We start from the raw sequence: 11,667 nt of genomic DNA, 5'->3' as shown, positions 1-11,667 counted from the left end.
GCGCGGTGGGGGAGGACGCTCCGCGGTGAGGGAGGACGACGACGCCCCCGGGTCGGCGCCTCTCGCGGGGCCGACGGCCTCAGGAAGAATGGCCGATCGTGACCGCTGACCGACGTCTGCTCCTCGTCCACGCGCACCCCGACGACGAGACGATCAACAACGGGGCCACGATGGCCCGCTACGTCGCCGAGGGCGTCGGCGTCACGCTGCTCACCTGCACGCTGGGCGAGGAGGGCGAGATCCTGGTGCCGGAGCTGGGCCAGCTGGCCGCCGACCAGGCCGACCAGCTGGGCGGCTACCGGATCTGGGAGCTCCGTGCGGCGATGACCGCCCTCGGCGTCGAGGACTCCCGGTTCCTCGGCGGGGCCGGCCGGTACCGCGACTCCGGGATGATGGGGACGCCGGCCAACGAGCACCCGCGCGCGTTCTGGAACGCAGACCTCGACGAGGCGGTGGCGCACGCCGTCGCCGTGGTCCGCGAGGTGCGCCCCCAGGTCGTCGTCACCTACGACGAGTTCGGCGGCTACGGCCACCCCGACCACATCCAGGCCCACCGCGTGGCCATGCGGGCGGTCGAGGCCGCGGCCGACCCCGGCTACCGCCCCGACCTCGGCGCGGCCTGGGACGTCGCGAAGGTGTACTGGAACGCCATGCCGCGGTCGGTGGTCCGGGAGGGCATCGAGGCCATGGCCGCCCTCGGCGAGGCTTCCCCCTTCGACGGGCTGGGCGACCTCGACGAGGTCCCGTTCGTGGTGCCCGACGAGGTGGTCACCTGCGCCGTGGACGCCCGGGCGTACGCCGGCCGCAAGGACGCCGCCATGCGCGCCCACCCGACCCAGATCACCGTCGACGGTCCGTTCTTCGCGCTGTCGAACAACCTCGGCCAGGAGGTGCTCGGCGTCGAGTACTACCGCCTGGTCCAGGGCGAGCGCGGGCCGGCGTCCGGCCCGGACGGCCGGGAGGACGACCTCTTCGCCGGCCTCGAGGTGTGAGCCGCCGGGGCCCGGTCACGGTGGGCCTCGGCGTCTGCGCGGTGCTCGTCGCGGCGTGGCTGGCGGTCGTCGAGGTGCTGTGGCTGCCGCTGCGGGTCGGTGGCGTGCTGGTGCCCGTGTCGGTGCCGGCGGCGGTGGTGGGCAACGTCCTGCTGGTGTCCGCGGCGCTGCGGCTCAGCGGGTCGAAGGTCGTCGCCGCCCTCCCCGCCGCGACCTGGCTGGTCGTCGTGGTGGCGGCCATGGCCCGGCGTCCCGAGGGCGACCTGCTGCTGGTGTCCGGCGGCGCGCTCGGCATCGTGAGCACCGCCTTCCTGCTGCTGGGGGTGCTCGCCGCGGCCCTCGCCGTGGGCCTGGCGCTGGGCGCGCCGGCCCGCCGGGTCACCCCCGCGGCGCCCACCGGTAGTGGTAGCGGTGGTGCTTGGTGAACCCCAGCCGGGCGTAGAGGGCCAGGGCGGGGGCGTTCGACGCGGTCACCTGGAGCAGGCAGGACGTCGCCCCGCGGGTGCGGGCCTCGGCGGCCAGCGCCGCCATCACCGCCGTCGCCAGGCCGCGCCGCCGGTAGCCCTCGTCCACGGTCACCGCGCTGACCACCAGCCAGCCGTCGCAGACCACGCCCCGGGCGACGGCGGCCGGCCGGGCCGACGCGGGATCGGGCCGGACGGAGGCGAACAGCGGCCGCTCGGCGTTGCGCAGCACCGCCTCGGCCGTGGCCGGGAGCGCCGCCCCGCGGTGCCGGTAGCCGGCGAGCCAGGCCGTGTCGGGGGCGTCGTCGAGCAGCAGCGGCACGTCGGCGGCGGGCCACGGGCCGGCCGGCGCGATGAGCACCAGGGTGTCCTCGTCGCGGGTCCAGCCGGCGGCGGCGAAGGCCTCGCCGGCGGCCTCGGCGCCCGGCGTCGGGACGGCGGCGCACGGGCGCAGCCCCCGCCCGGCGTACCAGGCGGTCACCGCGGCGACGGCCGAGGGCAGGTCGTCCGGCGGGTCCCCGGTCACCAGCACCGAGTTCGCGCGACCGGTGAAGCCGCCCCCGGCACGCAGCAGCCAGTCGCCGTACGGCTCCTCCTCCAGGCCGCGCCAGGTGCGGGCGGCGAGCCGTTCCAGCTCGGCGACCCGGGTGGTGGAGGCGGCGGTCACGGCGACGATCATGACGCGCGGCGCCGCGCGGGGCGTGGGCGCCCCGTCAGTCGCGCGGGGGCGCCGTCGTGCCCAGCGCGGCCGGCAGGGGGCGGGCGTTCAGCCAGCCCAGCACCCGCTCGGCCGGCATCGGCCGGGAGATGTGGTAGCCCTGCGCGACGTCGCAGCCCCACTCGCGCAGCGCGGCCAGGGCGTCGGCGTCCTCGACCCCCTCGACGACCATGCTCATCCCGAGGTCGCGGCTCAGCTGCAGGGTGCTGCGCACGATCGCCGCCGCCCGCGGGTCGGACGTCAGGTGCGTGACGAAGCTGCGGTCGAGCTTCAACTCGTCCACCGGCAGCGCCCGCAGGTAGGACAGCGAGGAGTAGCCGGTGCCGTAGTCGTCGACGGACAACCGCACGCCCAGCCGCCGCAACCCGGCCATGACCTGCTGGCTGCGGGCGGCGTCGGCCATCAGGACGTCCTCGGTGATCTCCAGGACCAGCGCGCCGGCCGGCACGGAGCAGGTCTCCAGCAGCATCGCGACCTGCTCGGGCAGGGCGACGTCCTGCAGGTTGGAGACCGAGAGGTTGACCGCGACCGACAGGTCGTGGCCGTGGGTCCGCCAGCTGTGCAGGTCCCGCAGCGAGCGCTCGAGCACCCGCAGCGCCAGCCGGCGCATGAGGCCGGCCTGCTCGGCCAGGGGCAGGAAGACGTCGGGGTAGAGCAGCCCGCGCTCCGGGTGCTCCCACCGGACGAGCGCCTCCAGGCCCACGACGGTGCCGGTCCGCAGGTCCAGCTGGGGCTGGTAGTGGTTGCGCAGCTGCTCGCCGTCGAGGGCGGAGCGCAGCTGCTCCAGGGTCTGCAGCCGGTCCCGGGTGGCGGGGGTGCCGTCGGGGGCCCACAGCTCGTAGCCCAGGCGCCCGCGCTTGGCCGCGTACATGGCGGTGTCCGCCCGGGCCAGGAGCAGCGAGCGGTCGCGGCCGTGGTCCGGGGAGAGGGCGATGCCGATGCTTGCGTCCACGTGCAGCGACATGCCGGCGAGGACGAAGGCGTCGCGCAGCGCGGCGCCCAGCGCGTCGGCCACCTCGCGGGCCCGGTCGACGTCGGCGTCGGGCAGCAGGACCGCGAACTCGTCACCGCCCATGCGGGCCAGCAGGTCGCCGGGGCGCAGCGCCCGCTCGAGGCGGGGGCCGACGAGGCAGAGCAGGTCGTCGCCGACGCTGTGCCCGAAGCTGTCGTTGATCTCCTTGAACCGGTCGAGGTCGATCATCAGCAGGGCGCACCGCCGGTCGCGGTCGCCGTAGACGGTGGTCTCCACGGTCTCGATGAACTTGCGGCGGTTGGCGAGCCCGGTGAGCGGGTCGTGGTGCGCCTCGGTGGCCAGCTGGGCCAGCCGCTCCTGCTCGGCGGCGCGCAGCTCGGCGTTCTCCACGACCAGCGCGCCCTCGAGGGTGACCTGGCGGACGGCGTCGCGCACCGACGGGCTCCAGGTGCGGGTGGCGCCGACCGATCCGGTGACGACCAGCCCCAGGAGCCGGTCGCCCGACATGAGCGGCACGCTGATGTAGGAGCTCACCTCGAGCGCCCGCACCAGCTCCGGGTCCAGCAGGTCGGTGGCGGCGGCGTCCTCCACGAAGACGGGCGCCCGCTCCTCGGTCGCCAGCCGCCACAGGGGGACGCCGGCCGCCGGCCCGCCGACCAGCTGGGCCTGCACGACCTGCTTGTGCTCCTCGGGCCAGTCGACGTGCCGGACCTCGCTGATGCGGTCGTCGCCGTCGACGAGGTAGGCGGCGCTCCGGTCGGTGCCGGCCAGCCGCTGGACGGCGCGGGCGAGCACCTCCGCGGCGGCGGCGGCCCCGGTCACCGCCGAGCCGTCGACGAGCAGCTGCCGGACGACGCGGGCGGTGGCGAGCGACGCCGCGCGGGCCTGGCTGGTGCGGGCCTGCTCGATGACGCCCCCGAGGTGCGCGCCGGCGGCGGCGGCCAGCCGGCGGACGTCCTCGGAGAACGGCCGAACCTGCGTGCTGTCCAGGGTGAGGACGCCGGCCAGGTCGGGGCTGCGGCCCAGGGGTACCGCGAGCGCGGAGGCGATGTGGAAGGAGTCGACCCACCAGCCCGAGACGAGGTCGGAGTCGCGGTCGGCGGTCAGGGGCGTGCCGGTGCGCAGCACCGTCTCGGCCAGCTCCAGGGGTACGGGCGCGGCGCGGAACTGCCGCCAGGTGGCCAGGTCCTGCCGGCCGTCGGCGTACGCCGCCATGCGGGGCACCAGCCGACCGTCCTCGAGCAGGAAGACGCAGGCGCGCTCGACCTCGCCCAGCTCGGCGAGCTGGCGGCAGGCGGAGCCGAGCAGGTGGTCCATCGACTGCGCCTGCGCGGCGGACTCGATCAGCTTCAGGAGGACGCCGGCCTGCTCCAGCCGACGCTGCTGGGCGCGCCGGGTCCACGCCTCGGCCAGCGCGGCGGCGATGCGGGGGGCGACCTGGCGGAGCAGGTGCGGGGCGGCGGCCGCGGCGGGCTCGACGGTGAGGACGCCGACGACCGCGCCGTCGAGCACCAGCGGCTCACCGTGCGCCGAGCGGATGCCGACCTCGGCGAGCTGCCGGTCCTCGGCGCGCCGGCCGTCCGCGTGGGCGACGACGGGCCGGCGGCCGGTGACGACGGCGGAGAGGAAGGGGGAGTCGCACAGGTTCGCGGGGGTGCGCAGGGCGGGGTGCAGGGGGAGCTGGCTGCGGGTGGCGCTGGTGGACTGCCGGAACGGGACGACGAGCTCGGTGGTGGCCTCGTGGACCCACACCGACACCCGGGTGGCCCCGGAGGACGCGCGCAGCCGGGAGAGCAGGTGCACCAGGGCGGCGTGCGCGTCGAAGGGGGACGCCGGCGGCTCCAGCCGCGGCGTCACCTCACCCTGCGTCGTCCCGGACACGTCGTCGAGATCGGCGCCCCGGCCCGCTGCTTGAGCGCTGAGCGGGAACCCACCCCCATGGGGGGACGCCCGCCGGCAGGCCGCCGGGGTGCCCCGCTCGGGGGACGTGGCGGGTGGCCCGTGGAACGCAGACCGGGCCCGGAGGTGATACTAGGGACGCATCTGACGCGACCGGCCTCGCCCGGCGCGCCGCCCGAACGTCCCCGGGAGGGAACCCCGTGACCTACGTCATCACCCAGGCCTGTGTCGACGTTCTCGACAAGGCGTGCATCGACGAGTGTCCGGTGGACTGCATCTACGAGGGCGACCGGATGCTCTACATCCACCCCGACGAGTGCGTCGACTGCGGCGCGTGCGAGCCGGTGTGCCCGGTGGAGGCCATCTACTACGAGGACGACGTCCCGGACAAGTGGAAGGACTTCTACAACGCCAACGTGGAGTTCTTCTCCGACCTGGGCAGCCCGGGCGGCGCCGCGAAGACCGGGAAGATCGGCAAGGACCACCCGCTGGTGGCCGCGCTCCCGCCCCAGGGCGAAGGTCACTGACCGCTCCGGTCCCCGGCACGCCCCGCGCGCTGCCGGACTTCCCGTGGGACTCCCTGTCCGGGGCGCGGGCGCGGGCGGCCCAGCACCCCGCCGGGGTGGTGGACCTGTCGATCGGCACCCCGGTCGACGACACCCCCGCCGTGCTGCGCGAGGCGCTGGCCGGTGCGGCCGACGCCCCGGGCTACCCGACGGCGCTCGGCACCGTGCCGCTGCGCACCGCCGCCGCGGGCTGGCTGGCGCGGCGGCTGGGCGTGCAGGTGGCCGACCCGCTCGGTGCTGAACCGTCGCTGATCCCGACGGTCGGCTCCAAGGAGCTCGTCGCCCTCCTGCCCACCCTGCTGGGGCTGCAGGGCGGCGCGAGCACCGTCGTCGTCCCCGAGGTCGCCTACCCGACCTACGAGGTCGGCGCCGTGCTGGCCGGTCTCGCGGTGCGCCGGAGCGACACGCCTCCGGCCGAGGGGGCCGGCGTCTCCCTGGTCTGGCTGAACTCCCCGGGCAACCCGCACGGCCGGGTGCTGGGGGTCGACCAGCTGCGTGCGTGGGTCGACTGGGGCCGGGCGCACGGGGTCCCCGTCGTCGCCGACGAGTGCTACATCACGCTGGGCTGGGACGTGGAGCCCCGCTCGATCCTGCACCCCGACGTCGCCGGTGCCGACCACACCGGCCTGCTGGCGGTGCACTCGCTGTCCAAGCAGTCGACGGCGGCCGGCTACCGGGGTGGCCTGCTCTCCGGCGACCCGGAGCTGGTGCGCCGGGTGTGGGAGGTGCGCCGCCACCTCGGGCTGCTGGTCCCGGGGCCGGTCCAGGCCGCGATGGCGGCTGCGCTGGACGACGACGCGCACGTCGACGCGCAGCGGGAGCGGTACCGCCGGCGGCGTGACCGGCTGGCCGCCGCGGTGCGCGCGGCGGGGATGCGCATCGACCACTCCGAGGCGGGCCTCTACCTGTGGGCCACCCGCGACGAGGACTGCTGGGCCACCATCGACTGGCTCGCCGGGCGCGGCATCGTCGCCGCTCCCGGAAGCTTCTACGGACCGGCCGGCGCGCGGCACGTCCGGCTGGCGCTCACCGCGAGCGACGAGCGGATCGAGGCCGCCGTGGAGCGCCTGCGCGGTTGAGAGCCGGCCACGCCGACGTCCGCCTCCGGCCGGGGCGAGGTCGCGGCGTCCAGAGGATGGGCGGATCCCGTCCCGTCCGGGTGGGTCCTGCTCGGTGGTGGCGCCGTGTGCCGTCGCCGGGCGGTGACGCCTCCACGGAGCGGCGCCCGGGGGCTGCCCGCGTGCTGAGGCGTTGAGGGATCTCAACGCCTCAGCACGTCGGCCGGTGACGACGGACGCGGGTGGATGCACCAGGCGAAACCGCAGGTCAGCCGGTGACCGGCTCGCTCCGGGACGGTGCCCTCGCGGCGGCGCCTCCGTGCCGCGACAGGGGCGTTGAGGGATGTCAACGCCTCGCCCTCTGGTGCCTCGGTTCGCTGCGGTCGCAACCTTCTCCCAACGCACCAGCACGGACCATCCGATGCAGGAAGAGGGATCCCCATGCTCCGCAGGAGAACCGCGACAGTGGCCCTGGCGACCGCCGGCCTGATCGCGATGCCGTCAGCCGCCTTCGCCGACACCGTCGACATGGCCCCGACCTCCATCACCGACGACGCCGGCTCGACCGTCGCGTTCACGGTCAAGCTGCTGGCTGACGCGCAGGGCGAGGCGCAGGGCGACGTCCCCGGCTGCAACGCCACCACCACCGCTCCCGTCCGCATCGACCTGACGTCGGACAAGTCGTGGGCGACCACGAACCCGGCGTTCGTGAGCGTGACCGACTGCACGAGCGAGCACAGCGTCAACCTCGTCCTCGCTGCCGGCGCTCCGGACGGCGAGCACGCCAAGATCACCGGTGTCGCCACCGGTGGTCGCCAGGACGTGGCTGTGCAGGTCAAGGTGCAGGGGCAGATGACGACGCAGCTGTTCGACTCCACGTTCCGCCAGGACTTCATCAACGTGCACGTCGACAACCCGACCGTGACGCCGCCGCCCCCTCCTCCGGCGCCGGACGCCGACGGTGACGGGATCCCCGACGCTTCGGACAACTGCACCACCGTCGCGAACGCCGACCAGGCCGACGCGGACGGCGACGGCCTCGGCAACGCGTGCGACAGCAACTCGTACGCCCCCGCAGTCGGCACCCAGGCCGGAGCCGCCAACGGCAACGAGGGAACCGTCGGTAGCCCGGCGACGTCCGGGTCCTTCACCGACCAGGACGGCAACAGCACGCTGACGATCACCAAGGTGGACGGCGCGGGCACGGTCGTCGACAACGGGAACGGCACCTTCTCCTGGAGCCACACCACCACGGACGACGCCTCCGGGAGCGTCACGGTCCAGGCCTCGGACGGCGAGCACGACTCCGTGACGCAGACCTTCTCCTGGACGGCTGCCAATGTCGCCCCCGTGATCACCGGCGTCACGCAGACCCGCGTCACCAACTGCGCCGTCACCCTCGGGGTGACCTACACCGACGCGGGCTCGGCCGACACCCACACCACCTCGGTCCTGTGGGCGGACGGCAGCACGGACCTCGCCCGGACGTTCACCGCTGCCGGCAGCTACGACGCCACCGTCACCGTGACCGACGACGACAGCGGCTCGGACGTCGAGACGGTTTCGGGTGTCCGCGCCTACAACACCGCCAGCGCGATCATGCAGCCGATCAACAGCACCGGCTCCCGCAGCGGCTTCAAGGCCGGCAGCACCATCCCGGTCAAGATCACCGTGACCGGCTGCGACGGCGCCGCGGTCAGCAACCTCACCCCTGCTGTGAACCTGGTGCAGGGTGACACGACGCCCGACGTCACGGTCAACGAGGCGGTCATCAGCGAGGTGGCCACCAACGGCAAGCTGATGCGCTGGGACGGGAGCCAGTACATCTACAACCTGTCGACCAAGCTGAGCCAGTTCACCAACGCCGCCCTGACCCAGGGCACGTACACCGTCTCGGTGAGCGACCCGAGCTTCGCGGCTCCGGTCAAGGCAGCGTTCGACCTCCGCAAGTGACGTGAGCGGGCCGGCCCGCACACGCTGAGACAGGGCCGGGCCCGGGGGGCGATCCCCGGGCCCGGCCTCCGTCTTGTCCGTCGCTACGGGCGGAAGCGGTTCTCCGAACGGTTCGACTCCTGCCGCGAGAGCTGCACCGCGGATTGCCGGTCCTTCACCTGCAGCTTCTTGAGGACGGCGGCGACGTGCGACCGCACGGTGACGGGTGCCACGAACAGCTTCTTGGCCATCTCCTCGGTCGACAGCCCCTCGGCCATCAGGTCGAGGATCTCCGCCTCCCGCTCGGTCAGCTCGATCTGCTTGGCACGGTTGGGCAGGAACAGCCGGCGCCGGGCCGGCGGCTGGAACTCCGCCACGACCTGCTGCACCAGCCAGCGGGGCAAGGTCGTCTCGCCGGCCAGCGCAGACCGCAGTGCCGGGCCGATGCGTTCGGGGTCCATGCCCTTGACCAGATAGGCCGAGGCGCCGGCCCGCAATGCGTTGAACAGGTCTCGGTCGTCCTGCGACGCCGTCAGCATGACCACCGTCGTGCCTGGCAGGGTGCAGCTGATCTCCGCCGCGGCGGCGATACCACCGCCCGGCATGTGGATGTCCAGCAGGCACACGTCGGGGCGCAGTTCGCGCGCCTCCGCGACGGCGGCGTGTGCGCTGTCCACGTCGGCGACGACCTCGAAGCCCTGTTCCTCCAGCGCCTCGCGGACGACCGCCCGCGTCGGCGCGTGGTCGTCGGCCAGCAGGACCTGCAGCACGTCGCTCACGGCCAGTTCACCCGCACGGTGGTGCCCTCCCCTGGAGCGGAATCGATCCGGAGCGCCGCCCCCAGCGCCTCGGCCCGCTGCCGCATGCTCGTGAGGCCGAATCCTCCCGGCCGGGCGGTGGAGGAGTCGAAGCCGCGTCCGTCGTCGATGATCGCCAGGCACGTCGGATCGGACGTCAGCCGGATCTCGACCCGCTGCGCGGCCCCGTGCCGCACCGCGTTGCGCACCGCCTCGGCGGTGATGCGCAGCAGGGCCTCGGCGCGCGTCCCGTCCACGTCCGCCGCTGACCCGAGCTGGGTGATGACCTTCACGTCGTACCGGTGGGACATGTCGTCGGCGAGCCGCTGCAGGGCCACCGAGAACGGCTCGCCGGGAGACGCGGTCAGGGCGCTGATGGCTTGTCGTGCCTCGTCCACGGCCCGCGCGGCGGCGGCGCCGATGAGCTCGGCCGTCGCCCGGTCCGGCCGGGTGGCCAGGCGGCGGGCCTGCGTGGAGATGTAGGTGAGCTCCTGGGTCAGCCCGTCGTGCAGGTCACGCGCCATGCGACGTCGGTCCTCGAGAACCGCTGTGCGCACGCGGAGCTGCCAGTACGAACGGATCTCACCCACCGCGCCCACCAGCAGGAGCAGGTAGAAGCCCAACCGGAGGAAGTCGCCGGTGTGGACGAAGTCGGAGTAGAGCGAAGGGAAGAGCAGGTAGTGCACCCGGGCGAAGGCGGCCAGCACGCAGCCGGCACCTATCCACCGGATCATCTGGTCGCCGGTGCGCGCGCTCTGCCGCGTGAAAGCGACCGCCGCCAAGGCGTACAGCCCCGCACCCACGCCCTGCACCGCGAGGACGGTGGGGTGAGCGACCAGGCGGGGCCCGCTGGCGTCGCCGAGCGTTGTCGGGGGGTCGACCATCGGGGGCAGCGCTTCGCCCAGCGCGACGCCTGCGGCGGTGAGGGCGACGACGACCGCTGCGATGCCCGCCGTCGTCGCCAGGGACATCCAGCGGGTCGCGTGCCGGGCGACCGGCACCAGCGCCGCTGCGGTCAGCACGACGGTCCCCAGCAGGCGGATCGCCAGGGCCTCCCACCGCGCGAAGTGGTCCTCCCGCGGGGCCACTGCGCCGGGCAGCGCGGTGAGCACCAGGTTGGCCACGGCCACGGTGCACAGTGCCAGCACGATGAGCAGGTCCTGGACACGGCGACCGTCCCGGAACCGCCCGTAGACGAGGAGGGCGGTCAGGAGCGCGACCACCGCGTTGAGGGTTTCCAGAACCGCGCGGAGAGCCGGAGCCTGGTAGGCGAAGCTCATCGACGGCAGCGCCACCACTGCCGCCGTGGCTGCGGCCGCTGCCGCGGCGGTCCACCCGGCGGCGGCCCCTGGACGAGCCCCCGTGGCTGTCACGTTCTGAGCCTAGGGGCTCGTCACCGGGGCAGCAGCCGTGCGAGCTGGAGAAATGTCCCGGTGACCCGGTCGGGGGATCGACGGTCGGCGCACGGTGAACGTCGGGACGCGGAGAGCCATGACCCCGTGCGTGGGCGCCGCCGGCCGGCGCGGGTCGCGAGCGCCATCAGCCGGCTCGGGTCACGCGCAGGGCAGCTCGCCGGCGCCCGGCCGCAGGGCCGCGGTGAGGTCGACCGCCATCGCCTCGTGCTTCTGGTAGAGCTCCGGGAAGCCGGAGCGCTGCACGGCCTGGGCGACCTCGGTGAGCCGGCCGGTCTCCCATCCGGGAACGGTCACCAGCCGGTCGTAGAACTGGCCGGCGGCGTACACCGGGTCCTGCACCTGCTCCGGTGTGCCCCAGCCCTGCGAGGGGCGTTGCTGGAACAGGCCGAGGGAATCCCGGTCGCCGTAGTCGAGGTTGCGCAGGGTCGACTCCTGCATCGCGGTCGCCAGCGCGATCACCACGGCCCGGTCCGGCAGCCCGCGGTCGCGGCCCACCTGCGCGATGGTGGCTGCGTTCTGCATCTGCTCGGCGGAGAGGGTCACCGACGAGCCGGGCAGGGTGCAACTCCCGGAAGCGGGGAGTTCGACGGTGATGTCGGCCCGCCAGGCCACCGCGGCGAACAGGGCGGCGCCCACCAGCAGCGCCGGCCACCAGCGCAGCACGCCCGGTCCGCGCTTCCCACGCCGGTGCCGGGTGGCTCCGGAGGCCGGGCGGCGCCGGTTCGCCGGGCGGCGGGTCGTCCTGCGCGCCGGGGCAGCGGCACCGTGGGTCGCGGCTCGGACGGTGGTCATCGCCTGCCGACTGTAGGTGCCGGACCTGACGGTTCCCTGGACGCGGCCACCCCGCGCCGTG

Annotated in this window: 10 protein-coding genes; 5 read left to right on the top strand and 5 right to left on the bottom strand. The window is 74.5% G+C overall.

The window, feature by feature from the left end; genetic code table 11:
• Nucleotides 1-98 precede the first annotated feature (98 nt).
• A complete protein-coding gene (gene mshB / locus ACI79P_RS09570; protein WP_456580806.1) occupies nucleotides 99-992 on the top strand; it encodes an N-acetyl-1-D-myo-inositol-2-amino-2-deoxy-alpha-D-glucopyranoside deacetylase in 894 nt (297 codons plus the stop codon).
• The gene (locus tag ACI79P_RS09565) at nucleotides 989-1,417 is read left to right on the top strand and encodes a hypothetical protein (RefSeq protein WP_456580805.1); all 429 of its coding nucleotides are present in this window, start codon (nucleotides 989-991) and stop codon (nucleotides 1,415-1,417) included. The genes mshB and ACI79P_RS09565 overlap by 4 nt, the downstream gene beginning before the upstream one ends.
• On the opposite strand, the gene ACI79P_RS09560 is transcribed toward ACI79P_RS09565, so the two are convergent.
• Nucleotides 1,371-2,123 carry a GNAT family N-acetyltransferase gene (locus ACI79P_RS09560; RefSeq protein ID WP_456580804.1) on the bottom strand — a complete coding sequence of 251 codons (753 nt, stop codon included), beginning with the start codon at nucleotides 2,121-2,123 and terminating at the stop codon, nucleotides 1,371-1,373. The genes ACI79P_RS09565 and ACI79P_RS09560 overlap by 47 nt on opposite strands.
• 46 nt (nucleotides 2,124-2,169) lie before the next feature.
• Nucleotides 2,170-5,004 carry an EAL domain-containing protein gene (locus ACI79P_RS09555; protein ID WP_456580803.1) on the bottom strand — a complete coding sequence of 945 codons (2,835 nt, stop codon included), beginning with the start codon at nucleotides 5,002-5,004 and terminating at the stop codon, nucleotides 2,170-2,172.
• A 242-nt stretch (nucleotides 5,005-5,246) separates the two neighbouring features.
• On the opposite strand from ACI79P_RS09555, the gene fdxA reads away from it, so the two are divergent.
• The 3 genes from fdxA to ACI79P_RS09540 all read left to right on the top strand — a co-directional run bounded on the left by fdxA (nucleotide 5,247) and on the right by ACI79P_RS09540 (nucleotide 8,623).
• Nucleotides 5,247-5,573, top strand: coding sequence for a ferredoxin (gene fdxA, locus ACI79P_RS09550; protein ID WP_012947287.1), 327 nt, complete (start codon nucleotides 5,247-5,249; stop codon nucleotides 5,571-5,573).
• Entirely contained in the window at nucleotides 5,570-6,691 is a 1,122-nt protein-coding gene (gene dapC, locus ACI79P_RS09545; RefSeq protein WP_456580850.1) for a succinyldiaminopimelate transaminase, read from the top strand. The genes fdxA and dapC overlap by 4 nt, the downstream gene beginning before the upstream one ends.
• A gap of 444 nt (nucleotides 6,692-7,135) precedes the next feature.
• Entirely contained in the window at nucleotides 7,136-8,623 is a 1,488-nt protein-coding gene (locus ACI79P_RS09540; RefSeq protein WP_456580802.1) for a PxKF domain-containing protein, read from the top strand.
• Between the two features lie 83 nt (nucleotides 8,624-8,706).
• On the opposite strand, the gene ACI79P_RS09535 is transcribed toward ACI79P_RS09540, so the two are convergent.
• From ACI79P_RS09535 to ACI79P_RS09525, 3 genes are all read right to left on the bottom strand, one after another.
• Complete coding sequence (locus ACI79P_RS09535; RefSeq protein WP_456580801.1) at nucleotides 8,707-9,381, bottom strand: response regulator; 675 nt, start codon at nucleotides 9,379-9,381, stop codon at nucleotides 8,707-8,709.
• On the bottom strand, nucleotides 9,378-10,772 hold the full coding sequence (locus ACI79P_RS09530; RefSeq protein WP_456580800.1) for a sensor histidine kinase: 1,395 nt from the start codon (nucleotides 10,770-10,772) through the stop codon (nucleotides 9,378-9,380). Before ACI79P_RS09530 ends, ACI79P_RS09535 begins: the two co-directional genes overlap by 4 nt.
• A gap of 180 nt (nucleotides 10,773-10,952) precedes the next feature.
• Nucleotides 10,953-11,606 carry a hypothetical protein gene (locus ACI79P_RS09525; RefSeq protein WP_456580799.1) on the bottom strand — a complete coding sequence of 218 codons (654 nt, stop codon included), beginning with the start codon at nucleotides 11,604-11,606 and terminating at the stop codon, nucleotides 10,953-10,955.
• Between the last annotated feature and the right edge of the window lie 61 nt (nucleotides 11,607-11,667).

Source organism: Blastococcus sp. SYSU DS0510 (assembly GCF_054050835.1).
The sequence above is the reverse complement of the archived record's forward strand: the minus strand, read 5'-3'. Positions and strand labels throughout refer to the sequence as shown.